Annotated in this window: 31 protein-coding genes; 17 read left to right on the top strand and 14 right to left on the bottom strand. The window is 67.3% G+C overall.

The features are described from left to right. Positions 1 to 16 precede the first annotated feature (16 nt). Positions 17 to 517, bottom strand: coding sequence for a VOC family protein (locus ABD231_RS11735; RefSeq protein ID WP_344149424.1), 501 nt, complete (start codon positions 515 to 517; stop codon positions 17 to 19). A gap of 54 nt (positions 518 to 571) precedes the next feature. Here ABD231_RS11735 and ABD231_RS11730 point away from each other — a divergent pair, with 54 nt between their 5' ends. The 4 genes from ABD231_RS11730 (at position 572) to ABD231_RS11715 (ending at position 4,497) form a co-directional block, all read left to right on the top strand. Beyond that, a complete protein-coding gene (locus ABD231_RS11730) occupies positions 572 to 1,393 on the top strand; it encodes a DUF6597 domain-containing transcriptional factor (protein ID WP_344149422.1) in 822 nt (273 codons plus the stop codon). 103 nt (positions 1,394 to 1,496) lie between these two features. Then, positions 1,497 to 2,789 (top strand): ABC transporter substrate-binding protein, encoded by a 1,293-nt coding sequence (locus ABD231_RS11725; protein WP_344149420.1) that lies wholly within the window; start codon positions 1,497 to 1,499, stop codon positions 2,787 to 2,789. Next, on the top strand, positions 2,786 to 3,679 hold the full coding sequence (locus ABD231_RS11720; RefSeq protein ID WP_344149418.1) for a carbohydrate ABC transporter permease: 894 nt from the start codon (positions 2,786 to 2,788) through the stop codon (positions 3,677 to 3,679). Before ABD231_RS11725 ends, ABD231_RS11720 begins: the two co-directional genes overlap by 4 nt. Then, the gene (locus tag ABD231_RS11715; RefSeq protein ID WP_344149416.1) at positions 3,676 to 4,497 is read left to right on the top strand and encodes a carbohydrate ABC transporter permease; all 822 of its coding nucleotides are present in this window, start codon (positions 3,676 to 3,678) and stop codon (positions 4,495 to 4,497) included. The genes ABD231_RS11720 and ABD231_RS11715 overlap by 4 nt, the downstream gene beginning before the upstream one ends. An 8-nt stretch (positions 4,498 to 4,505) precedes the next feature. Here ABD231_RS11715 and ABD231_RS11710 read toward each other — a convergent pair whose 3' ends face one another. The 3 genes from ABD231_RS11710 to ABD231_RS11700 all read right to left on the bottom strand — a co-directional run bounded on the left by ABD231_RS11710 (position 4,506) and on the right by ABD231_RS11700 (position 7,033). Then, positions 4,506 to 5,684, bottom strand: coding sequence for an MFS transporter (locus tag ABD231_RS11710; protein WP_344149414.1), 1,179 nt, complete (start codon positions 5,682 to 5,684; stop codon positions 4,506 to 4,508). 151 nt (positions 5,685 to 5,835) lie between these two features. Beyond that, positions 5,836 to 6,582 carry a 2-phosphosulfolactate phosphatase gene (locus ABD231_RS11705; protein ID WP_344149412.1) on the bottom strand — a complete coding sequence of 249 codons (747 nt, stop codon included), beginning with the start codon at positions 6,580 to 6,582 and terminating at the stop codon, positions 5,836 to 5,838. A 43-nt stretch (positions 6,583 to 6,625) separates the two neighbouring features. Beyond that, a complete protein-coding gene (locus ABD231_RS11700; protein ID WP_344149410.1) occupies positions 6,626 to 7,033 on the bottom strand; it encodes a DUF3151 domain-containing protein in 408 nt (135 codons plus the stop codon). A 145-nt stretch (positions 7,034 to 7,178) separates the two neighbouring features. Here ABD231_RS11700 and ABD231_RS11695 point away from each other — a divergent pair, with 145 nt between their 5' ends. Further along, entirely contained in the window at positions 7,179 to 7,628 is a 450-nt protein-coding gene (locus tag ABD231_RS11695) for an HNH endonuclease (protein WP_344149408.1), read from the top strand. Between the two features lie 98 nt (positions 7,629 to 7,726). Beyond that, complete coding sequence (locus ABD231_RS11690) at positions 7,727 to 8,677, top strand: type IV toxin-antitoxin system AbiEi family antitoxin domain-containing protein (RefSeq protein WP_344149406.1); 951 nt, start codon at positions 7,727 to 7,729, stop codon at positions 8,675 to 8,677. Positions 8,678 to 8,743: 66 nt separating this feature from the next. Here the strand turns inward: ABD231_RS11690 and fbaA are convergent, their stop codons facing one another. Both fbaA and ABD231_RS11680 read right to left on the bottom strand, forming a co-directional pair. After that, complete coding sequence (fbaA, locus tag ABD231_RS11685) at positions 8,744 to 9,769, bottom strand: class II fructose-bisphosphate aldolase (protein ID WP_344149404.1); 1,026 nt, start codon at positions 9,767 to 9,769, stop codon at positions 8,744 to 8,746. A 162-nt stretch (positions 9,770 to 9,931) separates the two neighbouring features. After that, positions 9,932 to 10,651 (bottom strand): GntR family transcriptional regulator, encoded by a 720-nt coding sequence (locus ABD231_RS11680; RefSeq protein WP_132407309.1) that lies wholly within the window; start codon positions 10,649 to 10,651, stop codon positions 9,932 to 9,934. A 112-nt stretch (positions 10,652 to 10,763) separates the two neighbouring features. Here ABD231_RS11680 and ABD231_RS11675 point away from each other — a divergent pair, with 112 nt between their 5' ends. The 3 genes from ABD231_RS11675 (at position 10,764) to ABD231_RS11665 (ending at position 12,453) form a co-directional block, all read left to right on the top strand. Continuing rightward, positions 10,764 to 11,810, top strand: coding sequence for an SIS domain-containing protein (locus ABD231_RS11675; RefSeq protein WP_344149401.1), 1,047 nt, complete (start codon positions 10,764 to 10,766; stop codon positions 11,808 to 11,810). A 209-nt stretch (positions 11,811 to 12,019) separates the two neighbouring features. Beyond that, complete coding sequence (locus tag ABD231_RS11670; RefSeq protein WP_344149399.1) at positions 12,020 to 12,157, top strand: hypothetical protein; 138 nt, start codon at positions 12,020 to 12,022, stop codon at positions 12,155 to 12,157. After that, entirely contained in the window at positions 12,154 to 12,453 is a 300-nt protein-coding gene (locus tag ABD231_RS11665) for a hypothetical protein (RefSeq protein WP_344149397.1), read from the top strand. The genes ABD231_RS11670 and ABD231_RS11665 overlap by 4 nt, the downstream gene beginning before the upstream one ends. A 35-nt stretch (positions 12,454 to 12,488) precedes the next feature. Here the strand turns inward: ABD231_RS11665 and ABD231_RS11660 are convergent, their stop codons facing one another. Beyond that, positions 12,489 to 12,818 (bottom strand): Imm10 family immunity protein, encoded by a 330-nt coding sequence (locus ABD231_RS11660; RefSeq protein ID WP_344149395.1) that lies wholly within the window; start codon positions 12,816 to 12,818, stop codon positions 12,489 to 12,491. 24 nt (positions 12,819 to 12,842) lie between these two features. Here ABD231_RS11660 and ABD231_RS11655 point away from each other — a divergent pair, with 24 nt between their 5' ends. The 3 genes from ABD231_RS11655 to ABD231_RS11645 all read left to right on the top strand — a co-directional run bounded on the left by ABD231_RS11655 (position 12,843) and on the right by ABD231_RS11645 (position 14,542). Next, positions 12,843 to 13,205, top strand: a complete 363-nt coding sequence (locus ABD231_RS11655; protein WP_344149393.1) for a hypothetical protein — start codon at positions 12,843 to 12,845, stop codon at positions 13,203 to 13,205. A 61-nt stretch (positions 13,206 to 13,266) separates the two neighbouring features. Then, a complete protein-coding gene (locus ABD231_RS11650; RefSeq protein WP_344149391.1) occupies positions 13,267 to 14,319 on the top strand; it encodes a hypothetical protein in 1,053 nt (350 codons plus the stop codon). A gap of 88 nt (positions 14,320 to 14,407) precedes the next feature. Beyond that, complete coding sequence (locus ABD231_RS11645) at positions 14,408 to 14,542, top strand: hypothetical protein (RefSeq protein WP_344149389.1); 135 nt, start codon at positions 14,408 to 14,410, stop codon at positions 14,540 to 14,542. Positions 14,543 to 14,604: 62 nt separating this feature from the next. Here the strand turns inward: ABD231_RS11645 and ABD231_RS11640 are convergent, their stop codons facing one another. The 5 genes from ABD231_RS11640 to ABD231_RS11620 form a co-directional block, all read right to left on the bottom strand. After that, a complete protein-coding gene (locus tag ABD231_RS11640; protein ID WP_344149387.1) occupies positions 14,605 to 14,826 on the bottom strand; it encodes a hypothetical protein in 222 nt (73 codons plus the stop codon). Between the two features lie 315 nt (positions 14,827 to 15,141). Beyond that, positions 15,142 to 15,480: a hypothetical protein gene (locus tag ABD231_RS11635; protein ID WP_344149385.1), complete on the bottom strand. Its 339-nt coding sequence runs from the start codon at positions 15,478 to 15,480 to the stop codon at positions 15,142 to 15,144. 228 nt (positions 15,481 to 15,708) lie between these two features. Beyond that, a complete protein-coding gene (locus ABD231_RS11630) occupies positions 15,709 to 16,386 on the bottom strand; it encodes a response regulator transcription factor (RefSeq protein WP_344149383.1) in 678 nt (225 codons plus the stop codon). Further along, positions 16,383 to 17,528 (bottom strand): sensor histidine kinase, encoded by a 1,146-nt coding sequence (locus ABD231_RS11625; RefSeq protein ID WP_344149381.1) that lies wholly within the window; start codon positions 17,526 to 17,528, stop codon positions 16,383 to 16,385. The genes ABD231_RS11630 and ABD231_RS11625 overlap by 4 nt, the downstream gene beginning before the upstream one ends. Before the next feature lie 3 nt (positions 17,529 to 17,531). Next, positions 17,532 to 19,589, bottom strand: coding sequence for an MMPL family transporter (locus ABD231_RS11620; protein ID WP_344149379.1), 2,058 nt, complete (start codon positions 19,587 to 19,589; stop codon positions 17,532 to 17,534). A 177-nt stretch (positions 19,590 to 19,766) separates the two neighbouring features. On the opposite strand from ABD231_RS11620, the gene ABD231_RS11615 reads away from it, so the two are divergent. After that, the gene (locus ABD231_RS11615) at positions 19,767 to 20,186 is read left to right on the top strand and encodes a VOC family protein (protein WP_344149377.1); all 420 of its coding nucleotides are present in this window, start codon (positions 19,767 to 19,769) and stop codon (positions 20,184 to 20,186) included. Between the two features lie 36 nt (positions 20,187 to 20,222). Here the strand turns inward: ABD231_RS11615 and ABD231_RS11610 are convergent, their stop codons facing one another. Continuing rightward, the gene (locus tag ABD231_RS11610) at positions 20,223 to 20,597 is read right to left on the bottom strand and encodes a winged helix-turn-helix transcriptional regulator (RefSeq protein WP_344149375.1); all 375 of its coding nucleotides are present in this window, start codon (positions 20,595 to 20,597) and stop codon (positions 20,223 to 20,225) included. A 113-nt stretch (positions 20,598 to 20,710) separates the two neighbouring features. Here ABD231_RS11610 and ABD231_RS11605 point away from each other — a divergent pair, with 113 nt between their 5' ends. Together ABD231_RS11605 and ABD231_RS11600 are read left to right on the top strand one after the other, a co-directional pair. Beyond that, positions 20,711 to 21,265, top strand: coding sequence for a hypothetical protein (locus tag ABD231_RS11605; RefSeq protein WP_344149373.1), 555 nt, complete (start codon positions 20,711 to 20,713; stop codon positions 21,263 to 21,265). Between the two features lie 32 nt (positions 21,266 to 21,297). After that, positions 21,298 to 22,209, top strand: coding sequence for an alpha/beta fold hydrolase (locus ABD231_RS11600; protein ID WP_344149371.1), 912 nt, complete (start codon positions 21,298 to 21,300; stop codon positions 22,207 to 22,209). A 1,437-nt stretch (positions 22,210 to 23,646) separates the two neighbouring features. On the opposite strand, the gene ABD231_RS11595 is transcribed toward ABD231_RS11600, so the two are convergent. Next, positions 23,647 to 24,429, bottom strand: a complete 783-nt coding sequence (locus ABD231_RS11595; RefSeq protein WP_344149369.1) for an IclR family transcriptional regulator domain-containing protein — start codon at positions 24,427 to 24,429, stop codon at positions 23,647 to 23,649. A gap of 64 nt (positions 24,430 to 24,493) precedes the next feature. Between ABD231_RS11595 and ABD231_RS11590 the strand changes: the two genes are divergently transcribed. Then, entirely contained in the window at positions 24,494 to 25,312 is an 819-nt protein-coding gene (locus tag ABD231_RS11590; RefSeq protein ID WP_344149367.1) for a CoA transferase subunit A, read from the top strand. Then, complete coding sequence (locus ABD231_RS11585; protein WP_344149365.1) at positions 25,305 to 26,060, top strand: CoA-transferase subunit beta; 756 nt, start codon at positions 25,305 to 25,307, stop codon at positions 26,058 to 26,060. Before ABD231_RS11590 ends, ABD231_RS11585 begins: the two co-directional genes overlap by 8 nt.

Here is a 26,060-nt window from a genome sequence, read left to right as displayed (position 1 = left end):
CGGCGAATGTGCCCGATCAGGCGAGCTCTTCGGGCTGGGAGTCCAGCCATTCCTGGACCCTTCGATCGGCCTCTTCGCGGGAGACGTCCTCGACCTTCGTCAGGATCGCCCAGCGATGACCGAACGGATCGATCACCGTCCCGTAGCGATCACCGGTCATGAAGGTCTGCACTTCTTCCACCGGCTTCGCGCCGGCCGCAACAGCCTTCGCGTACGTCGCGTCCACGTCCGGCACGTAGTGGACCAGCGACGAGTGCACCCACTCGCCGTTCGGCGCCTGCAACCCAATCTGCGGCATCTGGTCGCTGAGCTGCAGCATCGAGTTCCCGAACAGCAGCTCCGCCTGGCCGACCCGCCCGTCCGGCATGTCCTGCCGGCTGATCACCTCGGCCCCGAAAACCTCCTGGTAGAACGCGATCGCCTTCGGACCGTCCGGAACCGCCAGGTACGGCGTGAGTGAGTGGTAACCGTCGGGGATGGGCTTTACTACGCTGTTTTTGTCGGTGTCCGTCGTCATGCTCTTAGTCAACCCACCGGCGCCCGGACCGGTCTTGTAAGAAAGCGACAGCCATTGAGCATCCCGTCGGAGAGCGAGAAGGGCATCCTGCACCCGCGGGAGCAGGCCCGGCATCGCACGTTGAACCGGCTCGCGCCCGGCCCCGACGCCGCACGCTTCGTGGAGTGGTACTGGATCGTCGAGTGGGATCTCGACGAGCCCTACACCGCCGAGGTGCTTCCGTTCCCGAGCGTCAACGTCACCTTCGAGCAGCCCGGCGGCGCTTTCGTGAACGGCGTCTACACGCGCAAGTTCGAGCGCCAGCTCATCGGCCGCGGCCGCGTGTTCGGCGTGAAGTTCTGGGCCGGTGGATTCGGTGCGGTGACCGGGCTGGACGTCGGTTCGTTCAGCGACCGGGTGCTGCCGCTGACCGCAGTCTTCCCGGACGGCGATCGGCTGGCGGATCTCGTGTTCACCGAAGACTCCGACGTACGGCGTCGTGCCGTGTTCGAGGCGTTCTTGCGGGACCACCTCGCGCCGCCGGACCCGTCGTACGAGTTGGTGCGCGAGATCGTCGCCGCGATGGCCGCCGACCGCACGCTGGCCCGGGTCGACGAGGTCACGGAGCGGTTCGACGTACCGATCCGGACTCTGCAACGGCTCTTCCGCCGGTACGTCGGCGTCGGGCCGAAGTGGGTGTTGCGCCGCTACCGGCTGCACGACGGCGCCGAGTTGCTGGCGCGCGGCGAGGTCACCGAGCTGGCCGCGCTGTCGGCGGCGCTCGGCTATTTCGACCAGGCGCACTTCTCCAAGGAGTTCAAACAGCAGATCGGCCTGACCCCGGCCGAGTACGCGGCGCGGGCCGCAGCCAGTGAATCCTTTCAAATGAAGTCTTGACACCCGCTCCACGGCGTCCGTAGCGTGCGCGGCGTGAGAAGTTAACACTTCTTCTCGGTGAATTCACGTCATTCGACGATATCTCCCGAGCTCAGGAGGATCCGTGGCATCCGTATACGAGCGTCCCCTGCCTCGCCGGCGCATGCTGCAGCTGATGGGTGGTGCGGCCGCCGCCGGCACGCTCGCGGCCTGCGGGAGCAGTTCGTCCGGCAGTGGCAACGGCAACGGCAGGCTGAAGGTGATTGGGGCAGGCAGTCAGGAGGCCGGTCTCCGCAAGGCACTGGAGCAGTACAAGGCGAAGAACGCCGACTTCGACTTCAACCTGTCCTTCTCGCCCGCGGACCAACTGCAGACGGCGTTGCGCGCGCAGCTGGCGGCCGGCAACGCGCCGGATCTGCACGCGGTCTATCCGGGGAACGGCAGTGCGATGTCGATGGTCCAGCTGAGCAAGGCGAAACTGCTGGCCGATCTCAGCGACCAAGCCTGGACGCAGAAGATCCCCACCGGCTTCAAAGGCGCCTACCAGCAGGACGGGAAGACCTATATTTTCTCGCCGGGCACCAGCGTGCTCGGCGCCATCTACAACAAGAAGGCCTTCGCCACCGCCGGGGTCGAGCCGCCGACGACCTGGAGCGAACTGCTGACAGTCTGTGAAACCCTTAAAAAGAAGGGGATTGTGCCGCTTGCGCTCGGCGCACAAACCCCTTGGGTGACGCAGCTCATCAACTACGCCCTGGTGCCGGGCACGGTCTACGCCAAGCAGCCCGACTTCGACGACAAGATGGCGGCGGGCTCGGCGACATTCGCCGGTTCGGGCTGGGCCGACGCGATGAACAAGTACCTGGAACTGCAGAAGCGCGGCTACTTCAACGCGAACCCGAACGGAACGACGTACGAGCAGGCAACCTCGATGGTCGGCACCGGCAAGGCGGCGATGGCCGTCCAGGTCTCGGCCGTCCTGCAGGCGTACCGGGCGGCCGCGCCGACGCCGGACGACCTCGGGATGTTCCCGTTGCCGGCCACTGACACGGTCGCGGACAACTGGATCCCGGGCGGGATCGTGGTCGGCCTCGCCGTCAGCGCGAAGAGTAAGAAGGCCGACCAGGCCCGCAAGTTCATCGAGTTCTGCGGACAGCCGGAGGTCGTCAGGGCCTGGGCCGAGGCCGTCGCCTGTGTTCCCTTGTACTCCGACGGTGCGGCGAAGGTCGATCCGGTGCTGAAGCCGTTTCTGCCCTACCTGGCGGACAACAAGGCTGTGCCGTTCATGGATCAGCGCTGGCCGAACGCGGAGGTCCAGCCGACCCACTTCGCCGTCGTACAAGAGCTTCTCGGCGGCCGGACCACGGTCGACGGCGCCCTGAAGAAAATGGACGAGGCCTACCGGAAGACGGCATGACGACGGTACGACGAAGGGGTGGGCTCGCGCCGCCCTGGTATTTCGCGGCTCCGGCTCTGCTCGTTTACGCGTTGGTGATGCTCTATCCGAGCATCGTCGGAGCCGGATCGGCGTTCACGAACTGGTCCGGTGTTGGCGAGGAGCGGTCGTTCGTCGGGATAGCGAACTTCCGGGAACTGCTCCACGACGACCAAGCGCTTGGTGCACTGCGAAACACGCTGCTGCTCACGGTCGCGATCGTGGTGGTGCAGAACGGGCTGGGGTTGCTGCTGGCACTCGGTGTGCACACCACCATCAAGAGCCGGATGGTGTTGCGGGTGGTCTTCTTCGCGCCGGTCGTGGTCAGTCCGGTGATGGTGTCGTTCCTCTGGAAGTACGTCTACAACCCTGCACCCGACGCGGGGCTGAACGCTGCCCTCGGGGCGGTCGGTCTCGGCGCGCTGCGCCAGGACTGGCTGGGGAATCCGTCGCTGGCGATCTGGTCGGTCGCGTTCACGGTGATCTGGCAGTGCGCCGGCTACTCGATGGTGATCTTCCTGGCCGGTCTGGAAGGCGTACCGCCGGAGCTGCACGAGTCGGCGATGGTGGACGGCGCCGGGACGGTCGCGCGGTTCCGGCACATCACCTGGCCGCTGCTGGCACCGGCCGTGACGATCAACGTGATGCTGTCCACCGTTGGTGGGCTGACGTTGTTCACCCAGATCATCGCGATGACCAACGGTGGTCCCGGCTATGCCACCGACACCTTGTCGACGGTGCTCTACAAACAGGCGTTCGTGTTCGGGAAGTTCGGCTACAGCACCGCAGTCGCGCTCGTGCTGGCGATCTTCGTCGCCGCGGTGTCCTTCATTCAGATCGGCTACCTGCGTTCCAGAGAGACGGTCGCATGAGGTACCGGCCACGTACTTTCGTTCTGGAGCTGGTGATGGTGGCCGTCGCGGTCGCCTTCCTGTTCCCTGTCTATGCCCTTGCCACGCTGGCGTTCAAGGACCCCGGCCAGATCGCGAACGCGCCACTGTCGCCACCGAACCCACCGTCGATGGACAGCTTCGGCGAGGCCTGGCAGTCCGCGTCCCTCGGCTCGGCACTGCTCAACAGCACGCTGATCACGGTGACCAGTGTGCTCGCACTGATCGTGCTCGGCGCACTGGCGGCGTACTTCCTCGCCCGCCGCGCCTCGCGGTTGAGCTACAGCCTCTACATCCTGTTCCTGGTCGGGATCATCCTGCCGTTCCAGCTCGGCATGATTCCGCTGTACCAACTCGTCAGCGATCTCGGCCTGCTCGGGACCTACCAGGGCATGATCCTGTTCTACACCGGCATCCAGCTGCCCTTCACAGTCTTCCTCTACACCGGCTTCATCCGGTCCCTGCCCGCCGACTACACCAACGCGGCGCTGATCGACGGAGCCTCACACCTGCAGGCCTTCCGGCACGTGATCTTCCCACTGCTGCGGCCGATCACCGGCACCGTACTGATCCTCAACGCCGTCCACATCTGGAACGACTTCTTCACCCCGCTGCTCTACCTCGGCGGCTCCGGCCGCGAGACCGTCCCGGTCCGGATCTTCGCCTTCGTCAACGAATACACCTCCGACTACGGGCTGGTCGCAGCCGGTCTGGTGCTGGCGGCCCTGCCGATCCTGATCATCTTCCTGGTCCTGCAGCGCTATGTCATCCGCGGCTTCTCCAGTGGTCTGAAGGGATGATTACCGCCTCAGCGCCTTAGCGCAGCCATCGCAGTGGCGAGCAGGGTCGCCGCCAGGGCCACGGCGAAGCCGTAGTGCGCACTGTGCGCATCGACCACGCGCCCCGCGAGCGCGGCCCCCAGTGCGATCCCTGCAGCGCTCCCCGAGTTCAGCCAAGTGAAGGCCTGCGTCAGTACGGTCGGTTGCACGGATGACTCGGTCATGACCGCCGAGAGCGTCTGGAACGGCGCAATCGCCAGCCCTGGCAGGGCCAACGCGATCCCGAGCGTCCAAGGGGCATTGACGACCAGCAGAGGGATCGACGTGACGGCCAGAACGCCCAGCACCAGGACGAACTGATTCTCGACCGCCATCCGCCAGCGCCTGGCGCCGTACACGAGTCCGGCGAACAGACTGACCAGGCTGGTGATGCTGTACAGCGGTCCGGCCAGCGCCGGCGTTCCACGCTCGACGGCGTACGCGGTGACGGACACCTGCATGCTGCCGAAGAACAGTCCGATTCCAACGGTGGCGGCAACCAGCGCGAGGAATCCCTTGTGCAGCAGGTGACTTGAGCTCACCTGCTCACCACGTTCAACAGGTGGAGGCGCCGTACGACGCTGTGCGGCCAACGCGAATCCGCCAAGCAGCAGCAGGCCGGTGGCAGTCGCCGATCCGGCCACCGGGCTCCAGAGCGAGCTCAGTAGACCGATCAGCGCTGGACCGACCAGGAACGCGATGCCAACGCTCAGCGCCTCCAGCGTGAATGCGGACGACAGCAACGGTGAGCCGCGTAAGGCATGCGCCCAGCGAGCTGAGGTCTGTGCACCGACCTGCGGCAGTGACGAGCCGGCGAGAACACCTGCTGTCACGAGTGCCCAGAGTGGTGCCTGCTTGGTGGTGAGGCCGATCAGTAGCGCGACCGTCAATGCGTGGGTCAGCAGCATGATCGGCAACATGCGTGTCTGACCGAAGCGGTCGATGAGACGGGCGACCTGCGGGCCCGCCACCGCTTCGGCGACCGCGAAACCGCCGGTCACAGTTCCAGCGACGGCGTACGAGTCAGTGGATCCGTGGACCAGCCAGACGATGCCGAGGCTCGTCATGGCGATGCCGATGCGGGCTGGTGCAGCTGCCAGGTAGAACTTCCACGCCCCGGGAGTACGGAGTACTTGGGCGTAGCTGAGCCGTCCGGTGAGTGCCGGCACGGTAGAGCCTTCCGCTGCCCGTCGGGGCGGGGACCGACCGTGGGCGTCCTGCTTCACCGGTCTGCCGAATCCGCCTACAACCGTCCATGTTCGGCAGGAAGCGGGGACGCGCGCCGCCTACCGGCTCTGTCAACGGGCAGAAATCATCGTTTCAGATTGATGCGCTCAGCTTACCGTCTTTCAGGACTGGCACGGAGTGACTCTGGTCTACCTCCGCCGCGATCCGGACATCTTCGGGATAGCCGTACTGCGTTAGCTCGCGTCCGCCGGCGCAGTCGTGCAGGAGCGTCGGCAGCTCGTCGGCCACGGCGTCGTAGGCAGCTGCGGCAGCTCGGGCCTCCGGGGAGAAGCCATCGCACCGCAGCGCACTCAAGAACCCGCCCGCACCCCACAGGTCTTCAACAGCCGGCCGGAGCGACCCATCACGCCAGCGCTCGCCTGCCGCAATCGCGACAACCTTCAGCCCCGGATCCGCAGCAAGCCGTCCGTTCACCCACTCCGCCGCGGCCAGCCGGTTACGGAGTGAGACTGCGATGACGGTGGCGCCGCTGTCGCTCAGTTGCTGCGCGATGGTCGAGCCGTTGGGTGACGGCAGCACCAACCGGGTGACTCCGGTTGCCTGACGGATGGTGACCGGGGACAGGCTCACGTCACCGGGGCCGGCTTCGGAACGGCCGACGGCGAGGTGGGCGTCGTACTGGTTGGCGTAGGCGACCGCTGTCTCGTCACGCCAGCGGTACGGGTAGACGTCGATGCCGAGATCGGCAGCGACGGTGACTGCCGTGGTGAACGACAGCACGTCGACAACGGCAACCAACTGGCCGGCGACCACGGCGGCACCGACCGGACCCCAGTCGAAGCCGACGCGGTAACCATGCTGGGCATACGGACTGGTCATCCGACGCATCCTGCCGTCGGGTGACCAGCCCGGCAACCCGGTTTCAGGCCAGTACGTCGGCTGCGGTGGGTGACGAGTCGCGCAGGAAGGTGGCGCAGCGCTCGGCCTCCTCCTTCTCGTCGATCGCCCCGGCGGCCTTGGCCAGCACAGCCAGGCAGCGCAGGAACCCACGGTTCGGCTCGTGCTCCCACGGAACCGGGCCGTGGCCCTTCCAGCCGTTGCGCCGGAGCAGGTCCAGGCCACGGTGGTAACCGGTGCGTGCGTAGGCGTAAGCCTCGATGGTGTTCCCCTCGGCGAGGGCCGCCTCGGCCAGCGTCCCCCAGGCCAGTGACGAGGCCGGGAAGCTGGCCGCGACCTCCACCGCGGGGGTCCCGGCGGCGAGTTCCGCCGCGGCCGGGTCCACTGGGAGTAGTGTCTCGGGTGGGCCAGAGAGCAGATTGTTCAATTCCATAGGCACATCTTCGCCGATCACGCAGCCAACCCGGCACGTGACCGTCTGGCGAAATCCGTTGACCGTTCACCGACCGGCCACGGATGCTTGAGACCCTGCGTCAAGACCGCCGTGGTTCCCAGCTACGGCCGGAAGGAGGCACCGGATGAGCGTCATCGTCCTGAACGCGTCATATGAGCCGCTGCACACCGTGTCGATCCAGCACGCCATCCGGATGCTGGTCCGCGAGGTCGCCGTGGTCGAAGAGGCGCACGGCGAACGAACCATCGGCCCCTTCCCGGTCCCCCGCGTCCTCCGCCTGGTCCGCTACGTGGTCACCCACTGGCGCTACGCCGCCGGCCGGATGAAGTACTCCAAACACGGAGTCCTCCGCCGCGACAAGTTCCGCTGCGCCTACTGCGGTCTCGAGAACGCCGACACCATGGACCACGTCCAACCCAGGTCCCGAGGCGGCCGCACCGAGTGGCTCAACGCGGTCGCCGCCCACGCCTCGTGCAACGAGCGCAAGGGCAACAGGACCCCGGTAGAGGCCAACATGCCCCTCCTCTGGCAACCCTGGGTCCCAACCAGAGCCGAGCTCGTCATCATCACATGACGAGCATTTTTTATGCCCGGATCCGGCCGGCGTAGGAGTTCTCCACAGGTTGGAAGTCGGTGGCAGAAACCGGGGCTGATTGCTGCAACTTCTTGGGTATGAATCCTCAGTTAGCAGTGATGGCCTGCCTTCGGGGTGGGGTGTTTCGCCGGGGCGATGCCCGGGCTTGTGGTTATGACGACGCGGACATCGACTACCTGCTGGCGACCGGCGGGTGGCGACGGATCCGCCGCGGGACGTATGCGGAGCAGCGGGCGTTCGAGGTCGTGACGGACAAGGCGTTGTACCTCCGGCGCGTGCATCGGGCGCTCCGCGCAGCGGGGGGCGAGGTGTTCGCCAGCCACCAGTCGGCCGCGGCCCTGCACGCCCTGCCGGTCTGGGGTTTGGACCTCTCGACCGTGCACGTGACGACAACCGGGGGTCGCAGTGGTCGGGTCGGCGGTGTGTACCGGCACATCCGGGATCCGGTCGGCCCCGGCGTACTGATCTGGAACCGGTTGCCGATGGTGTCCGCAGCTCGCTCGGTCGCCGAGGTCGCGGCGACCTCCCCGACGATCCCAGCCATCGCCCTGGCCGACGCCGCTCTGTACGCCGGTCTCGCCACCAAACGCACCCTGCGCCGAGCAGCCGGCCTCCTCGAGTACGGCGGCGATCGCGCCCTCGGCGTCTTCGCCCACTGCCGAGGTTCGGCCTCGGTCGCCGAGTCGCGACTGCGCTTCATCCTGCGCGCCGCCGGCCTCCCCGACCCAGCTTCAGCACTTCCCCCGGACCTCGAAGTCCCGGAGCTGGAGGATGCCCTCTGGTTCCCCGAACAACGCACCCTCCTCGAGTTCGAACCTCGCCACCCCTACTGGCGCGAAGAGCTCGAAGAAGACGCCGACCAACCACCCCCGTCCCCCACCGCCGACGGCCCACCCCCGGTCGAGACCTGCTGGATCCCCTGGCCCGACCTCGACCACCCCAAAACCGTGCTCGACCGCATCACGAGCACGTTCGCCCGAGCCGCCCGCCGGACCGACATCCGGCACGTCGACTTCGCCCGGATGTGACCGAGGGGCCCACCGCGTCAGCGATGAGCCCCTCGAAACACCAGACCTACCAGGAGAAACCAGATGTCACGCGTTCAGCGACGTACCGGTGGAGCGCAGGCTTTCGCAGGCTTCCTTGACGCGGTCGGCCATGCCGGCTTCGGCGGCCTTGCCCCAGGCGCGGGGGTCGTAGGCCTTCTTGTTGCCGACCTCGCCGTCGACCTTCAGGACGCCGTCGTAGTTGCCGAACATGTGCGCGGCGACCGGGCGGGTGAAGGCGTACTGGGTGTCGGTGTCGACGTTCATCTTGATGACGCCGTGGTCGACGGCGGCGCGGATCTCCTCCAGGGTCGAGCCGGAGCCGCCGTGGAAGACCAGGTCGAACGGGCGCTCCTTGCCGATCTTGGCGCCGACCGCGTCCTGGATGTCCTTCAGGATCTCCGGGCGCAGCTTGACCGAGCCCGGCTTGTAGACGCCGTGCACGTTGCCGAAGGTGAGCGCGGTCAGGTAGCGGCCGTGCTCGCCGGCGCCGAGGGCCTCGACCGTGGCCAGGCCGTCCTCGACGGTGGTGTAGAGCTTGTCGTTGATCTCGTTGGCGACGCCGTCCTCCTCACCGCCGACGACACCCACTTCGATCTCCAGCACGATCTTGGCTGCCGCCGCCTGCGCGAGCAGGTCCTTGGCGATCTCGAGGTTCTCGTCCAGCGGCACGGCCGAGCCGTCCCACATGTGCGACTGGAACAGCGGGTTCTCGCCACGCGCGACGCGCTCGGCGGAGATCGCCAGCAGCGGCCGGACGAAACCGTCCAGCTTGTCCTTCGGGCAGTGGTCGGTGTGCAGCGCGATGTTCACGTCGAAGTTCTTGGCGACCTCGTGCGCGTACGCCGCCAGCGCGACCGAGCCGGTGACCATGTTCTTCACGGTCGACCCGGACAGGTACTCGGCGCCGCCGGTGGAGACCTGGACGATGCCGTCCGAGCCCGCCTCGGCGAAACCGCGGATCGCGGCGATCAGCGTCTGCGAGGAGCTGACATTGATGGCCGGGTAGGCGAAGCGGTTCTGCTTGGCCTTGTCCAGCATCTCGGCGTAGACCTCAGGGGTGGCAATAGGCATGTCTCGCGGTACTCCTCACAACAAAGTTCGTGTGTGTTGAGCTCCAGTATTGCCGCTGGGCACTTCGTCGTACCCGGCGGCCCGTCTGCTGACCGGTCAGGTGACCGTGGAGCGAACAGCAGAAGAACAGACCAGTTGATGACAGGATCGGTCCAGTACGTGTCAGGCCGATCCGGATCGCGGGCCCCGCGGGGTGAGGGCCATGTGCAGCCGGTACCGGTCGGCCCGGTAGGCCGACCAGGACAGCTCGACGACCTTACGGCCGGCGAAGGTGGTGCGCTCGAGGACCAGCAGGGGTGCCCGCCTGGCCACGCCGAGAACCCGGGCGACATGACCGTCGGCGTTGTCCGCCCGGACGGTCTGCTCACCGGAGGTGACGACGACGTCGTACTCGCTGGCGAAGACGTCGTACAGAGTGCCGAGCTCACGGCCGAGCAGGCCGGGGAAGAGCGCGGACGGATAGAAGCCGACCTCGTAGGCCATCGGCGAGGCGTCGGCCGTGCGCAGCCGCTCGACCCGGATCACCTTGGTGCCCTTGGCGACCCGCAAGCCCTTCGCGGTCTCGTCGGAGGCCTCGATCTCGGTGGCCGACAGCACCACCGTGCCGGGCTCCAGACCGCGCGCCCGCATCTCCCGGGAGAACGAGGTCAGGTGCAGCTGCGAGTCGACCTGCGGGCCGGTGACGAAGGTGCCCTTACCGTGCACCCGCTCCAGCGCGCCGGACTCGACCAGGTCGCTGATCGCCTGCCGGACGGTCACCCGGGAGACGTTCAGCTTGTCCACCAGGGCCCGCTCCGAGGGGATCGGATCCCCGGGGTGCAGCTCGACATCGATCAGTCGTTCCAGCACCGATCGGACCTGGGCCCGCTTCGTCGCCACCATCGAATCTCGATCCTCCAGACCTGGGCGGGCCTCGGGGGTGCCCCGGGACGCCGCTCACTGCTATCGTGCGCAGCATACCTGTTAAGACCAGATAGGACCAGTGATCGCAGTGGTGTCTGTCCCCGCCCCGGCAACCCAGATGGCGCGTGAGATCGCCGAACAGCCGGCCGCCCTGGCCGCGACGTTCGAGCACGTTCTCCCGCTGCGGCACGACATCACGCGGCTCGCCGCGGGTCGCCGCAACGTCATCTTCGTGGCCCGGGGGTCGTCCGACAACGCCGGTGTCTACGGCCGCTACCTGACCGAGATCCACGCCGGCCGCCAGGCCGCGCTGGCCGCTCCGTCGGTCGCGACGCTGTACGGCGCCAACCTCGACCTGTCGAACTCGCTGGTCGTCGCGGTCAGCCAGTCCGGCGCGACCCAGGAGATCGTCGACACCGCGGAGTGGGCCAAGCGGAACGGCGCAGCCGTCGTCGGCATCACCAACGACGGCGACAGCCCGCTCGCCTCGACCGCCGACGTCGCCCTGATCACGCAGGCCGGCAAGGAGCTCGCGGTCCCGGCGACCAAGACCTACACCACCCAACTCGCCGCGATCACCGTCGCCGTCGACGCCCTCGCCCAGAAGCCGGGCACGCTGGACGCCGATATCGCCCGGGTTCCGGATGTTGCCGCGAAGATGCTCGAGGGTTCAGTCGAGGAAGCCGCCGCACTGCTCGCCGGCGCCCACGACGTCCTCGCCAGCGGCCGGGGTCTGACCTTCGGCACCACCCTCGAGGTGGCACTCAAGCTCGAGGAGACCTGCCTCCAGCCGGTCCGCGGTCTCTCGTACGCCGACCTGAAGCACGGCCCGATCGCAGTCGTCGACGCCGACCTGGTCACCATCCTGGTAGCAGCCGGCGAAGGCCCCGCCCTCCCCGGCATGACCGAGCTGGCCGGCCTGGTCCGCGAAAAGGGCAGCAAGATCCTAGGCATCGGCGGCGACCCCACCTTCGCCTCCCGCTGCGACGTGAACCTCCCCGGCCCCGATCTCCCCGAGACCCTGTCCCCGCTGGCCCTGGTCATCCCCGCCCAACGCGCAATCGAGGCCCTCGCCCGCAAACTAGGCCTAGACCCCGACGCCCCCCGCGGCCTCCGCAAGGTCACCCAAACCGACTAAACCCTCGGTCGAACTGTCGGTGACGTCGGTTCGACTGTGGCCGGCCGGGGTTGCAAACCTCCGACAATTAGCTGACAGGAACGGGACCTGATGAGGCGGGAGTAGACGCTGAGTCCTGCCGCACTGAAGGTGGCAGGTTGTTGCAGGTCGGCCCATGGTCCGATCAGCGGGACCTACTCTCCGATCCGGGGGCAAGAGAGGAGAGTCCCATGCGCAACCCGGCCTTCGGATCTGCCGTCGCGTTCGCCGCAATCACAATGCTTGGCGGCTGCGGGCCGGCCGACGAGCCGGCAGCGGTGAAGCCGAGCAGCCGACGCCGTCCGCGCCGCCGGATGATGTCTCGTTGACGTTCGAGCCGAACGAGCAGGAGCTTCTCACCTACGGCGATCGCGATGGTGTGGATCATCCGCGTGAAGTCACTGTCGGCCGTGACTATGCGCTGTACGCACGCTGCCGCGGCGAATCGATCTTGGTCCGGGTCGAGGAAATGCAGGGCAGCTACCCGTGGCTTCCTCCGTGTGACGGCAAGACCAACCGGTTGGTGCTCGCGGACGGGCCGAAGCAGATCGTGGTGTACGCAACCGGCCCTGACAGCACTCGATGGACGTTTGCAGTCGTCAACATCAAGGCCAGCGCGAAGTAGCGCGTGGGTGGTGCACTAGACGCAACTCCCGTGAGTTAACTGGTAACCACGGTTGTTGGAGTACCGGGAGTTGTTGGCGAGGGTGGGGCGCCAGTGGCCGTGCTGGCTCCCAGGCCCAGAGCAACGAGCGCTTCAGGGTCCAGCGAGACGTGCAGAGTGTTACCGGACAAGACGACCTCTCGCACGCACCCGTAGGCCGTGCCCTGATTCGCAGTGACGAGGCAGTGCGTGTCGAAACCTAGAGCCATTTCCTGCTCGTCCGGCTCTTCCATGCCCGACTGGAACAGCAAGATGAAGCCTTTGCCGTCGGCCTGCTGCTCGAAGCCGGCGATGTTGGTGAAGGTGCCGGCAAGGTCGTAGACCACCGCGATGACGCCGTCGATGTACGGATGAGTGCCGTAGTACCGCTGATCCAGGCCGACCCCTACCCGATCGCGCTCTCGCATGCCCGCGTGATGCGCGTGGGCTCGGTGTCGGCGACCCCGGCGAAGACCTCGGCCCAGGTCGGGACGAACGTCGCGGTCAACGGTTCAGTCACCGGCGCTCCGGCCCGCTGTGCGATCCACCTGCAGCGGCTGTACGGCGCCACCCAGTGGCGGACCGTGAACCCGGCCAAGGTGCGCGCGAGCGTCCGGTTCACCTTGACCGCGACGCCGTCGTACAAGGGCAGGATCCCGTACCGCGTCCAGTTGCCGAACTGCTACCGCTTCGTCACGGCCTACAGCGAGAATTTCATCATCACCGGTCTGTGATTCCGGTCCAGTCCCGCGCGGGGAAAGTGTCACGCTGAAGTGATGTGGGACTCGACATCTCGTGGCCCCGCTGCTCGCCGCGCCCCTCGTGGGCGCGGTGCTCAGCGGTACGCCGACGGCGCTCGCAGCGCCGAATCCCGATCTGACCGTGCACTCGGTCACGGTCGACAAGACCCGCGTCGCGGTCGCCGGACTGAACACGGTCCCGGTCACGATCACGGTCAAGGCCTCCTACAACTTCAGCGAACCCGAACCGCCGCCCGGCGGCTTCACGCTCTACGCGATCCTGCAGCGGTACGGGGCGAACGAAGGACCACTCAACGACCTCTACTCCTCGCCGCTGACAGTGGTCGACGGCACGGTCCGCAACGGCACCTGGCGCGGCAAGGTCGACGTACCGTCCACCGCCAACGGGACCTTCGAGATCTTCGGGCTGAAGGTCGGCCGGTTCGACCCGGCCAGCGGTGACAACACCGATCCCAGTACCTACCCGAACCCGGTGCGGATCTCGGTCTCGGGCCAGCACGTGCCGCGGATCACCGCCCGGGTGACGCCGAACCCGGTCCCGCCCGGAAAGCCGTACTCGGTCCGCTGGTCGGTGATCGACTCGGCCACCAAGCAGCCTTACGGCACCCGCCTGAAGGTCCTGCTCGGCAACGACAACGGCTGTGTCGAGCGCATCGGTACGGCGGGGACCGTGCTCACCGACACCGCCGGCTACATCACCAAGTCGTACGCGGCCGCGGACGCCGACTACCTCAACTGTCTGCTGCTGCCGGGCACCCAGGCGCCGGTCGGCGGGCTCATCATGCTGATCCCGCATCCGAGCGTGGTCAGCGCGACGCCGTCCCGGACAAGTGCGCCGGTCGGCACGATCGTGCCGGTCAACGGCGCCGTCGCCGGCAGTCCCGCGGGCTGCCCGGTCAACATGCAGCGTCTGTACGGCGCCTCGCAGTGGCGCACCGTCGGTACGGCGAGTGTCCGGCAGAGCGGTCGCTTCACGCTCAACGCGCAACCGGCGTACCGGGGCAGGATTCCGTACCGTGCCCAGATGGTCGCCTGCCGCAACTATCTGACCGGCTACAGCAAGGTCTTCCACATCACCGGCACCTGATGGGTTCTGGTCCACCCGCTGCGCCCGATCGCGCATTTCTTCGGCGCGGTTCTTGGCGGAGCGGGCGGACCGGCGCACTCTCAGGGGGATGCGGATGACACGAGTGATTGCGGCACTCCTCACGGCGCCGCTGGTGGGACTGGTACTGAGCGCACCCACCGCGCAAGCCGACCCGAACCCGGACGTGTCCGTGGTCAAGGCCGAGCTGAACAGGTCGAGCTGAACAGGTCGAGCGTCGCCGTCTCGTCCCTCAACACGGAGCCCGTGAAAATCAAGGTCACCGACTCAGACCTTGCAGGGGCGGGCCGCGGATCCGCGCGGGCTATGCGCTGGCGAGGTGGCGTCGGGTGACGCGGCGGCCGGCCTGGAGCTCGGCAGTGAGCTTGCCGCCATCCGGGCGCCGTACAGCGACGAGGTACCGGTCGCCGCCGAGCGGTCGTCGGCGCGGAACAGCGTGACGCCAGGGTCACGCAGCAGCCGCGGGACGAACCCCGGAACACCATCCACCGACCACTCCTGAGCGTGGAATCCTGCACCAAACGCAGGAAATCTACGCCCACCTGGCCAGTTGCCCGTAGCAACGACACGCGCACCGCCGTACATCGATCCGCCAATGAAGGCCCTGACCTGCGGCGATGCCGAAATCGCGCCCAGTCGGGAGTCCTTGCATTAGATGCAACTCCCGTTGTTTCACCGCTGATAACAGATCTTATGTCTGGCTAAGCACGATGAGTTGCATCTGATGCGACAACTCATCGCTCCCGGACGATCGGCATCCCAGTCGACAACGCCGACTCGGAGAGCGCCGAGCGCGATCGGCGCTCAGCTGTCGCGTTCGGCGCTGACGATCAGGAAGTTCGGCAGTGCTATGTAGGACTCGATCGCCTCGATTCCGCTGTCTCGTGCGACCTGTGGATCAAGTCTCGGTTCGCACAGTTCAGTCACGCGACACCCGAGACCGATGACCTCGTTGAGGTAGGCCGACAGCGGGCGGTGGAAGTCGGGTGCGTGGCCTTCTGGGATCTCGTACTCGTCCAGGTATCGATCAAGTCGGTAGTGACCGTGATCCCGCCACGTCGGGTAGAGATTCTCGAACGCCGGATGAGTGATCGAGAACACGAACCGGCCGCCCGGCTTCAGTGCGCGGACGCACGCCGCCATCGCCGACTGCCAGGCGGGCGGCCAGCAACCGGCTCAAGTAGCCTTCGCCACTGCCGGCATCGAGGACCTTCCGACCATCGACGGGCCCCAGCATCCGGAGCAGGTTCCCATTCATCAAGTGGCGCTTGGGAAAGTCGCCCTGATCGTCGTACGCCTCAATCGCGTCGGTCGGCATCGCAGACCATGCTGCGATCGCCTCTGAGTTACTGATTGTGGACATGCGGTCCCCTAGGGTGGGTCGGCCTGCGTGGAGGCTCGGACGAGGCCGGATTCGTAGGCGGCGATTACCAGTTGGGCTCGGTCGCGGGCGTCTAGCTTGGTTAGTAGGCGGCTTACGTAGGTCTTTGCGGTTAGGGGGCTGAGGACTAGTTGTTCGGCGAGTTCGGCGTTGCTCAGGCCGCGGCCGATCAGGGTTAGGACCTCGCGTTCTCGCTTGGTCAGCGCGGCCAGGGCGCCGGGCGGCGGGCCGGCTGGGTCGGGTTGTCTTAGGACTCTTTCGATCAGGGCCTGGGTTGCGCCGGGCGACAGCAGGGCCTCGCCGGCGGCGACGGTGCGGATGGCGGCCAGTAGGTGGGCGGGTTTGGTGTCCTTGACCAGGAATCCGCTCGCTCCCGCACGCAGCGCGGCCACCACGTTGTGGTCGCTTTCGAACGTGGTCAGGATCAGCACCCGTACGCCGCTCAGATCCTCGTCGGCCGCGATCGTCCCGGTGGCGGTGATCCCGTCCGTGCCGGGCATCCGGATGTCCATCACGACGACGTCGGCGCGGGTCGAGCGGACCAGCTCGACCGCCTCGTCGCCGTCGGCGGCTTCGCCGACGACCTCCATGTCCGGTGCGGAGCGGACGAGCATCGCGAAGGCGCTCCGGACCAGCTCCTGGTCGTCGGCCAGCACCACCCTGATCATCGCGCTCCCGGAACAGGTACGGTCACCGCGACCCGGAAGCCGCCGTACCGGCCGTCGCCAGTGACGAGCTGACCGCCGACGGATTGCGCTCGCTCGTTCATCCCCGCGATGCCATAGCCGGCTGTGCTGCCGGTGTCGGACCTGCCGCGGCCGTCATCGGTGACCTCGAGCCGAACCTCGTCGACGTCGTACTCGAGCTGTACCAGTGCCTGTCGAGCGTGCGCGTGTTTCACCACGTTGGTCAGGGCCTCCTGCGCGATCCGGTACAGGGTGATCTCGACGGCCGCCGGCAGCGGCCGGCTGGTGCCGCTTACTCGCAACGAGACCTGTACGCCGACTGCCGTGGTGACCGCTACGAGCCGGGCTAGACCGGCGAGGTCCGGCGTCGGGTGCCGATCTGCGTCGACCTCGTTGCCGCGGAGGACGTCGAGGGTGGTTCTCAGTTCGGCCAGTACGCCGCTGCTCGCGTCCGCGACCGTGTGCAGCGACTGCGAGATCGGTGCGAGGGTCGGATCGTCGGTGCGCTCGTCGAGCAGATGCGCGGCCACGCCGGCGTGCGAGTTGATCACGACGATGTGGTGGGCCAGAACGTCGTGCAGGTCGCGCGCGATCCGCAGCCGCTCCTCGGCGACCCGGCGCTCGCTAGTCTCCGTGAGCAAGGCGCGGTGCAGCCGCATCGCCTGGCCACCGACCGCGGCGACCGCGAACCAGCCAAGCGGGCTGATCACCTCGGCGCCGATCGATTCGTCCTGAGGAAGGCTCGCGCTCGCCAGGACTCCGGCGACGCTGACTCCGACCATCGCCAGCGTCGAAGCGCGGGAGGTGGTCAGGGAGACCGTGTAGATGAGGACTATCGCCACCGGGAGCATGATCTCGTGCGTGTAGTTCAAGGCGTGGTAGACCATCTGGACGGCTATACAGCCGAGCAGCGCCTGGATCGGGTAGCGGCGTCTGACGAGAACCGGCAGGGTCGCCAGGACGAGCAGCGTGATCCCGAGAGCGTCGAGTTGCCCGTCGTCGAGCCAGTGCCGCGGCAGGGCGAGGACGGCGGCCAACGGCAGGAGCAGCAGCACCGCGGTCAGCAGCAGGTCGCCCCTGCTGATCCCCCACCGCCTCGCCCCGAACAAGACCACCGTCCCCATCCTTCAGCTCCGTTTCTCGCCGACCAGCACCGGCTCGTCCGGGACTGCTGCCGGTTGCGGGTCGTCCGCGGCACGGCTCGGCCACCAGATCCATCGGCGCAGGCCCACCATCATCGGCGCCAGCAACGCTGGTGCTACCAGCAGAGTCTGCAGCAGAACCCCGACGGCGACCACCACACCCATCTCCACCATCGGCACGAACGGCAACGACGCCAGTACGGCGAAGGTTGCCGCCAGCACCAATCCGGCCGACGCGATCACCGGGGCGGTGGCCCGCACCGCCCGCCGGGTGGCGACCGTCGTACCGAGTTCCTTGCGGTCCTCGGCGATCCGGCTGACCAGGAAGATCGCATAGTCGACGCCGAACGCCACGAGGAACACAAACCCCAGCACCGGCAGTGTCGGCTCCACGCCGCCGAACCCGAGCACGTGCTCGAACAGCAGAGAGCCAAGTCCCAGTGCCGCGAGCCACGAGAGCACAACTACGGCCCCGACAAGCAGCGAAGCGACCAAGGATCGGAGCAGCAGGAACAGCACCAGCAGCACCACGGCGAGTACGAGGGGAATCATCAGCTTGGTGTCGGCGGCGCTCGCCTCCTGGACGTCGACCCGCTCCGCCCCTTCGCCACCGACCAGCGCCCCGGGCGGCAGATCGGCCCGCAGCCGCTTGATCACGGCCGCTTCAGCGTCGCTGTCCGGTTGGGCCGCCGGTACGACGTCGACCAGCGACCAGCCGTTGCCCTCCCGCTCGGTTTCCGCTGACACCACCTTGTCCGTCGCCCGCGCCACCGCGAGCACCCGTGTCACCTGATCGGTGGGAGTCGCAACGGTGAAGGGTCGGCCACCCTCGCCCGGGTAGGCCCGATCAAGCGTCGCGAACCCCGTCACCGACTCCGGAGTGTTGGTGAACGAGTCGGCTTCCCGCAGGTCCGTCGAGAGCCCGAGCACCCCGAGTCCCAGCAAGCCGAGCGCCAGCGCCGAAGCTCCGGCCGACCGCATCGGCCGCGCGAAGACCCACCGCCACCAGTCGCGGCCGGCGGGCGCCGTACTGGCCAGGGCGGGGACACGCGGCCAGAAGACCTTGCGGCCCAGCGCCGTCAGTACTGCGGGGAACAGCGTCAGCATGGTGACCAGAGTCGCCAGGATGCCCAGCGCACCGAACACCCCGATCCCGGAGATGTCGTTCATGTCGGCCACGAACAGACAGCCCAGGCCGAGGGCGACCGTCGATCCCGACGCGAGGATCGCCGGCCCCACACTCTTCAGCGCGGCGCGCATGGCGGCATGGACATCGCGGTGGTGGCGCAACTGCTCGCGGTACCGCGCGACGATCAGCAGCGCGTAGTCGGTCCCGGCGCCGAACACCATCACGATCATGATCGAGGAACTCTGCGTACTCACCGTCAGGTCCAGCGCGCCGGCGACGACCCGGACCAGCGCCATCGACAGGTACGCGGCAGCCCCGACGGTCAGCAGCGGCACCAGCCAGAGGAACGGGCTGCGGTAGGTGATGATCAGCAAGAACGCGACGACGATGACGGTGACGAGCATCAGGGTCGTGTCGATCCCCTCGAACACCGCGTCGACGTCCGCCCCGATCGCGGCCGGGCCGGTCACCTCGGCCTGCAGGCCACTCGGCCGGTCGGCGGTGACCCCCCGAACCCGCTCGACGAACTTGGCGACCCCCGCGTCGTTCCCGCTCGCCGGCTGGCCGACGGCGTACATGAGAGCCGTGCCGTCCTCGGAGGGGACAGGCGGCATGTCGACCTTGAACTCCTTGGCGAGGGCAGCGTGCTGCCGCGCCACCGCCTGTTTGTCCCCGTCTGCGAGACCGCCGTCCCGGTGATAGACGACGATCAGTTCGTCGTCCTCGGAGCCCGGGACGCGATCCTCGATCTGATGCACGAGCGTCGACTCCGCACCGCCCGGCAGTTGATCGGTGGCGTCGTCGCTCTGCACGTCACCGAGCCCCGCGGCCAGCGGAAACACCGCCAACAGCAACAGCACCCAGACCGCGACCACACCCCATTTGCCTCGCCGCCCAGCTGGCAACGTGAACATGTGAACCTCCCCTGTCTTTGGACCTCAAACACTGGCCCAGCAGGTCAGGCGATTCGTCCGCCCGCAGTGGACAGTCCGCGCTACTCCCGTGGTTGACAGGTTTTCGAAGTAGCGGACAGAACCTGTCCTCTTCTGCTGCGAGAGTAGAGACATCGAACAGCGAGAGAGGACAGGAACATGCTGCGAGGACTGGCGACTGTAGGTTTTTACGCCGAGGACGTGAAGGCGGCGCGGGACTGGTACGCCGAGTTCCTGGGGGTCGAGGCGTACTACGGATTCCCCACGCCGGAGGAGCCGGCGTACATCGAGTTCCGGATCGGCGACTTCCAGGCCGAGCTGGGGATCATCGACGCGAAGTACGCGACCCACCAGGTCGGCGGCGCACCGGCCGGGGCGATCATCCAGTGGCACGTGGATGACTTGGAAGGCACTGTCGAGCGGCTGGTCGAGCTCGGTGCGACCGTGCTCGAGGGCATCGTCGAGCGCGGCAACGGCGAGGGCTTCCGGACCGCGTCGGTGGTCGACCCGTTCGGCAACATCCTCGGCCTGATGAACAACCCGCACTACCTGCAGATCGTCGCGTCGACGCGCCGCTGACCGAGCACCCCGAGGCCCACGCCCACTGACGAATCGTCAGTCGGTGTGGGCCTCGTCGTACGTCTGCTGGGCGGTGATGATCGAGGGCATGCTCGTGGTCAGGTAGCCGATCAGATCGAGCAGCTTGCCGGCCAGTACGGCGCCTGTCGGCGTGAGGCTGTATTCGACCTTCAGCGGGAACGTCGACTGGACGTCGCGGACGACGAGGCCGTCGCGTTCGAGGGCCTGCAGGGACTGGGCCAGCATCTTCTGGCTGACCCCGTCGACGTGGCGGCGGAGCTCGTTGAAGCGCAGTGGGCCGTCGGCCAGCGCTCCGAGCGCCAAGGCTCCCCAGCGGCCGGTCACGTCCTCGAGCACCGGGCGCGACGGGCAGGTCGAGGAGAACACGTCGTACTCGAGGTCCTCGCTCATGTGTCCAGTTTAGTTCGTCACAGAAACCAGGTACTTGAAGGTTGTAGTATCTGCCGGTAAGCAGTATCCATCAGAAACTACAGGGGCTCCCAAGGGCCCGGAGGAGACAGATCATGGCGATCGATCGGCGTTCTCTGATCAAGAACAGCGGCGCGGTGGGGTTCGGGGCGCTGGCCCTGGCGGCGGTGAATGACGGCACCGCGCTCGCTCATTCCGACTACCCGGCGCACCTGTCGCCGGATGAGCGGCGGCATCTGCGGATCTTTGACGAGCTGGACTTCGAGATCTTCACCGGTCAGAAGTGGAACCGGCTCGACGAGAGCCACGCCCGCAACATCAAGGTGCACTGGCCCGACGGACACTCCACCGACGGCATCGACAAGCACATCGCGGACCTGAAGGCGATGTTCGTCTGGGCGCCGGATACCCGGATCCAGCAGCACCCGCTCCGGCTGGCCACCAACGAACTGACCGCCGTCACCGGGATCATGGAAGGCACCTTCACCCGGCCGATGCCGGACGGCAAGGGCGGTTACATCAAGCCCACCAACAAGGCCTACAAGATCACCATGGCCACGGTCGGCATCTGGAATCGCCGCCACACCATGGACGAGGAATACCTCTTCTGGGACAACCAGTCCTTCTACGCCCAGATCGGTCTCGGCTGACGACGACACCGCGTCGCCGCTAGCGTCGTCGGATGGAACAGACCCAACTGCCAGAGCCTGTCCGCGTCACGATCGACGGGTCGACCATCGCGACGTACGCGCTGACACCGGAGACGCCCTCGAGGGGTGACGTGGTGCTGTGCCACGGCACCCCTTGGTCCGCTGAGGTGTGGGGAGAAGTGGGCGTGTGGTTGAGTTCCAGTCATCGGGTGTTCCTCTGGGACATGCCTGGCTACGGCCGCTCACTTCAGGACCCTGGTGTGCCGGTCGACCTTGCCAGTCAGATGGCTCGGTTCGCGGCGTTGCTGTCGCACTGGGGCTTGGATCGGCCGCACGTCATTGCCCACGACATCGGTGGCGCGGTGGCGCTCGGGGCTCACCTGCTCCACGATGCCGAGTACGCCGATCTGTTTCTCTGGGACGTCGTGACGCTGGACCCCTGGGGATCGCCGTTCTTCCGGTTGGTCGCGGAGCACTCCAGTGTGTTCGCGGAACTCCCGGGTGCGCTGCATACGGCGTTGGTGAAGGAGTACATCGCAGGTGCGGCGGGTCATCAGTTGACAGGCGCCTGGGTGGACACGCTGACCCAGCCGTGGTTGGGAGCGACGGGCCAACCCGCCTTCTACCGACAGATCGCCGCACTGCGCTCTGAGCACACGCGACCAGTCGTAGAACGGCTAGCGAACTTGCGCTGCCCGGTCCGCATCGGCTGGGGAGCCGAAGTCCCCTGGATCCCGGTCGGCCAAGCATTCGAGTTGCAGGACCTGCTTCCGGGGACTCCACCTGTGATCACGTTGGACGGGGTAGGTCACCTCGCCCCGATCGAAGCCCCGTCGGCGGTATCCCAAGCCCTCACCGAATGGCTCGCACGAGCCCCACGAAGCCACGACGACGCAGGCGGTGGCGGCTCCCCCAGCCCACCCCTCGACCCATCTGATGGGTAGACCCCAAGGCCGGTTCGTCAGGTGGTTCAGGGCGGCGCCAGGAGCGGTGCTGCACGGCGCCGCCGGGGAGCGCTACCCCCACCGAATCGGCAGGTAGGGCTCCCCAGTCGTGCGGAAAGGCTGGTGGTAGGTCCTCCCCAAACCGGTTTGGGGAGTTGGGTGGCGGCCGGCTCGGTTGGCGCCTGCCCGAGCGGCCTTGCCTATCCGGCTTTGGGGCTGACCCATCTGATGGGTGCACCCATCGGGTTGTGGGTTCCCCCATCGCATGCGGGTGCAGAACCCACAACCTCATGGGGGAACCCACGAGATGTATCGGGGCCGGAGGCGGGTCAGCTGCCACCCCGAGTCTTTCCGGACGGCAGGCAAGCCCGGCGACCCGGGTCTTTCCCGCACGGCGGCCACAGCCCGGTCACCCAAGGCAGCGGGAGCCGCGGTCATCGGCCTCGCCATCCGGCTCAGCCATCGCGGCGCCCAGCCGTGCTGTCTTTCAGGTCGGCCGGGAGCGGTGATCAGCCACCGCGCACGTCCCCGGCCGAGAACCTTTCGGCCCGCACCCCCACTCGACCGCGAAAGGCGGCCGACTGCAACCGGAGGGCGCGCCGAGCGGATGGCTGGGCTGGATGGCGAGGCCGGCGACCGCGGCTCCACGCCGCCTGGGGCCGACGGCCTATGGCTGAGGTCCGTGATGCTCAAGGTCGCGCATTAGCCGGTGATTCTCCGGGTCGTGGCGCCGAAAGAGTTCCGTCGAACGTGCCAGACACCCCGAGGCCCCGAGATCATGGACCACCAACTCACCTTGAGCACCCCTCAACCATCTGCCCCTCACCGAAACGGTCGAACCGTGCACAAAGTCGCCCCGGCCAGCGCACCTTGAGCACCCCTCAATCACTTCCAGCCCGCGCAGATGGTTGATCCGTGCCCAACGTCGTACCGGCTAAGGGTTGGGGCCGGCAACGAGGGCTGCCGTGATCACATCCCTCCCCAAACCGGTTTGCGGAGGGTCAGCGCGGGGGGGCGCGAGAGCAGTCTGGGGAGGATCCACCGCCCGAATGCATCCCGAATCCACCCCAAACCGGTTTGGAGAGGGGTCAGCGCGGCCGCGAGGGCAGTCTGGGGAGGATCCACCGCCCGAATGCATCCCGAATCCACCCCAAACCGGTTTGGAGAGGGGTCAGCGCGGCCGCGAGGGCAGTCTGGGGAGGATCCACCGCTCGAATGCGTCGCGGATCCGCCCCGAACCGGTTTGGGGAGGACGCCGGCCGCGGGCCAGGGGTGAAGGGGAGTTCGGGGGTGCTGCTCGACGGTTCCGCGTGGGGTGGGGCTCGGTGAGGTCGCCGTACCGGGCTGTGGTTGACGCGACCCCGGATCGCCTAACTGACCGGCCTTGGGGGTAGTCCATCAGGTGGGGTGAAGAGGGAGCGTCTGCGGGGGCGCTGGTCAGAGGTGGCCGCGGTGTTTTAGGGCTGTGGTGATTTGGGTGGCGGCGTGTAGGAGGTGGGGGAGGACTTCTTGGGAGAGGGAGTCGGGGGTGGAGCGGGAGGCGTGGGCGGAGACGTTGAGGGCGGCGATGGTGCGGCCGCGGGAGTTGTGGATGGGGGCGGCCAGGGAGCGTAGGCCTAGCTCTAGCTCTTGGTCGACCAGGGCGTAGCCGTCGGTGCGGGCTTGGTCGACTACCTCGCGGAGGGCTGTGGGGTTGGTGACTGTGCGGTCGGTGAGGGGTTCGGCCTGTACGTCGGCCAGATACGCATCCAGGTCGGCTGGGGGGAGGCCGGCTAGGAGGACTCGGCCCATGGAGGTGGGGTAGGCGGGGAGGCGGGCGCCTACGCCGAGGGCGACGGTCATGATGCGGCTGGTGGGGACGCGAGCGACGTACACGATGTCTGGCAGGTCGAGGGTGGCGATCGAGCAGGACTCGCGGGTGATCGCGCTCAGCTCTTCCATGAAGGGGCCGGCTAGTTCGCCTAGGTCGAGTGAGGACAGGTAGGCCCAGCCGAGGGCTAGTACGCGCGGGGTCAGCGAGAACTGGCGGCCGTCGGTGCGGACGTAGCCAAGCTCCGACAGCGTCAGCAGGATCCGCCGGGCGGTGGCTGGCGTGATGCCGACCTCGCGGGCGACCTCGCTCAGGGTCAGAGCCGGCGCTTCGGCGGAGAACGCGCGAATCACCGCAAGCCCGCGCTCGAGGCCCTGCAGGAAGGTGCCGCTGGACGCCTCACCAGCCATCGGTTACCCTACTTTTCGTTGAAAGAAGAACTTTTCGCTCAGCGAAATCATAGTGGAGCCGCGCATGCCACGTCCAGTCCCCCTCGACGAAGCGATAGCGACTCACGTCCACGACGGTGACACCGTCGCGCTCGAGGGCTTCACACATCTGATCCCGTTCGCCGCCGCGCACGAGATCGCGCGGCAGGGCCGCCGGCACCTGAAGCTCGTGCGGATGACGCCGGACGTCGTCTACGACCAGCTGATCGGCCTCGGCGTCGCGGACGAGCTTGTCTTCTCGTACGGCGGCAATCCGGGCGTCGGCTCGTTGCACCGCCTGCGCGATGCCGTGGAGAAGCACTGGCCGCACAAACTCGTGGTCCACGAACACAGCCACGCCGGACTCGCCAACGCGTACGTCGCCGGTGCCGCGCGACTGCCTTTCGCCGTACTGCGGGGATATCGCGGTACCGATCTGGAGGAGCAGAGCGACATCATCAGCCGGGTCACCTGTCCGTTCACCGGCGAGGAGTTGGCCGCGGTGAAGGCGGTGAACCCGGATGTGACCGTCATCCACGCCCAGCTCGCCGACCGCGACGGCAACGTGATGCTGTGGGGACTGACTGGTGTCCAGCGCGAAGCGGTTCTCGCGGCCGACCGGGCGATCGTCACCGTCGAGGAGATCGTCGACGAGTTCCCCGATCGCACCGGAGCCGTCGTGTTGCCGGAGTGGGTACTCAAGGCGGTGAGCGTCGTACCGGGTGGGGCCTGGCCGTCCTACGCGCTCGGCTATTCGACCAGGGACAACGACTTTTACCAGCAGTGGGATGTGGTGTCGCGGGATCGCGGCGCCTTCCTCGCCTGGGCCAAGGAGAACGGACTGGAGGCGGCTGCCGATGTCTGAGAACTGGAACAGCGCGGACATGATGAACGTCGCCGCCGCCCGCGAACTGCATGACGGAGACGTGTGCCTGGTCGGGGTCGGCCCGCCCAACCTCGCGGCGAACCTGGCCCGGCACACGCATGCGCCGGACTGCCGTCTGGTCTACGAATCGGGCGCGATCGACGCGAAGCCGCGTCGGCTGCCGCTGTCGATCGGGGACGACGACCTGGCCGCGACTGCGACCTCGGTGGTGTCGGTGCCGGAGATGTTCAACTACTGGGTCGGTGCCGGGCGCATCGACGTCGGGTTTCTCGGGGCCGCGCAGATCGACCGGTTCGGAAACATCAACACGACGGTGATCGGCGACCACGACAACCCGAAGACGCGACTGCCGGGTGCCGGCGGCGCACCGGAGATCGCGGCCAACGCGGGTCGGGTGATCGTGATCGTCAAGCAGTCGCTGCGGACGTTTGTCGAGCGGCTCGACTTCGTGACGAGCGTTGGCTACGGGCCGACTGGTCGCGAACGGCAGGCGCCCGGAGCCGGACCGACGCTGGTGATCACCGACCACGGTGTGCTCGAGCCGGACCCGGAGACCAACGAGTTGACGATGACCCGGCTGCATCCAGGCGTCACCGTGGAGCAGGCGCGCGCGGTCACCGGCTGGGACCTGAAGGTTGCCGACGGCATCCAAACTGTCCCTGCCCCCACCGAGACCGAGCTGGACATGCTGCGTCGGTTGCGCGCCCGCGAGGTGATCGATGCCTAA

Source organism: Kribbella yunnanensis, from assembly GCF_039529655.1.
Classification (GTDB): Bacteria; Actinomycetota; Actinomycetes; order Propionibacteriales; family Kribbellaceae; genus Kribbella; species Kribbella yunnanensis.
This window is presented reverse-complemented; position numbering and strand designations above follow the sequence as displayed.

What these genes read in the sequence shown, in the direction of transcription:
- ABD231_RS11635 (WP_344149385.1), bottom strand. Translation starts at nt 15,480, where the DNA reads ATGGCGGCGTGCGTCCGCGCACTGAAGCCGGGCGGCCGGTTCGTGTTC.
- ABD231_RS11695 (WP_344149408.1), top strand. Translation starts at nt 7,179, where the DNA reads ATGAGCGTCATCGTCCTGAACGCGTCATATGAGCCGCTGCACACCGTG.
- ABD231_RS11615 (WP_344149377.1), top strand. Translation starts at nt 19,767, where the DNA reads ATGCTGCGAGGACTGGCGACTGTAGGTTTTTACGCCGAGGACGTGAAG.
- ABD231_RS11655 (WP_344149393.1), top strand. Translation starts at nt 12,843, where the DNA reads ATGAGTGCCGTAGTACCGCTGATCCAGGCCGACCCCTACCCGATCGCG.
- ABD231_RS11600 (WP_344149371.1), top strand. Translation starts at nt 21,298, where the DNA reads ATGGAACAGACCCAACTGCCAGAGCCTGTCCGCGTCACGATCGACGGG.
- ABD231_RS11645 (WP_344149389.1), top strand. Translation starts at nt 14,408, where the DNA reads ATGCGGATGACACGAGTGATTGCGGCACTCCTCACGGCGCCGCTGGTG.
- ABD231_RS11625 (WP_344149381.1), bottom strand. Translation starts at nt 17,528, where the DNA reads ATGGGGACGGTGGTCTTGTTCGGGGCGAGGCGGTGGGGGATCAGCAGG.
- ABD231_RS11690 (WP_344149406.1), top strand. Translation starts at nt 7,727, where the DNA reads ATGAATCCTCAGTTAGCAGTGATGGCCTGCCTTCGGGGTGGGGTGTTT.
- ABD231_RS11700 (WP_344149410.1), bottom strand. Translation starts at nt 7,033, where the DNA reads ATGGAATTGAACAATCTGCTCTCTGGCCCACCCGAGACACTACTCCCA.
- ABD231_RS11705 (WP_344149412.1), bottom strand. Translation starts at nt 6,582, where the DNA reads ATGACCAGTCCGTATGCCCAGCATGGTTACCGCGTCGGCTTCGACTGG.
- ABD231_RS11715 (WP_344149416.1), top strand. Translation starts at nt 3,676, where the DNA reads ATGAGGTACCGGCCACGTACTTTCGTTCTGGAGCTGGTGATGGTGGCC.
- ABD231_RS11630 (WP_344149383.1), bottom strand. Translation starts at nt 16,386, where the DNA reads ATGATCAGGGTGGTGCTGGCCGACGACCAGGAGCTGGTCCGGAGCGCC.
- fbaA (WP_344149404.1), bottom strand. Translation starts at nt 9,769, where the DNA reads ATGCCTATTGCCACCCCTGAGGTCTACGCCGAGATGCTGGACAAGGCC.
- ABD231_RS11735 (WP_344149424.1), bottom strand. Translation starts at nt 517, where the DNA reads ATGACGACGGACACCGACAAAAACAGCGTAGTAAAGCCCATCCCCGAC.
- ABD231_RS11595 (WP_344149369.1), bottom strand. Translation starts at nt 24,429, where the DNA reads ATGGCTGGTGAGGCGTCCAGCGGCACCTTCCTGCAGGGCCTCGAGCGC.
- ABD231_RS11670 (WP_344149399.1), top strand. Translation starts at nt 12,020, where the DNA reads ATGCGCAACCCGGCCTTCGGATCTGCCGTCGCGTTCGCCGCAATCACA.
- ABD231_RS11605 (WP_344149373.1), top strand. Translation starts at nt 20,711, where the DNA reads ATGGCGATCGATCGGCGTTCTCTGATCAAGAACAGCGGCGCGGTGGGG.
- ABD231_RS11720 (WP_344149418.1), top strand. Translation starts at nt 2,786, where the DNA reads ATGACGACGGTACGACGAAGGGGTGGGCTCGCGCCGCCCTGGTATTTC.
- ABD231_RS11620 (WP_344149379.1), bottom strand. Translation starts at nt 19,589, where the DNA reads ATGTTCACGTTGCCAGCTGGGCGGCGAGGCAAATGGGGTGTGGTCGCG.
- ABD231_RS11680 (WP_132407309.1), bottom strand. Translation starts at nt 10,651, where the DNA reads ATGGTGGCGACGAAGCGGGCCCAGGTCCGATCGGTGCTGGAACGACTG.
- ABD231_RS11610 (WP_344149375.1), bottom strand. Translation starts at nt 20,597, where the DNA reads ATGAGCGAGGACCTCGAGTACGACGTGTTCTCCTCGACCTGCCCGTCG.
- ABD231_RS11585 (WP_344149365.1), top strand. Translation starts at nt 25,305, where the DNA reads ATGTCTGAGAACTGGAACAGCGCGGACATGATGAACGTCGCCGCCGCC.
- ABD231_RS11590 (WP_344149367.1), top strand. Translation starts at nt 24,494, where the DNA reads ATGCCACGTCCAGTCCCCCTCGACGAAGCGATAGCGACTCACGTCCAC.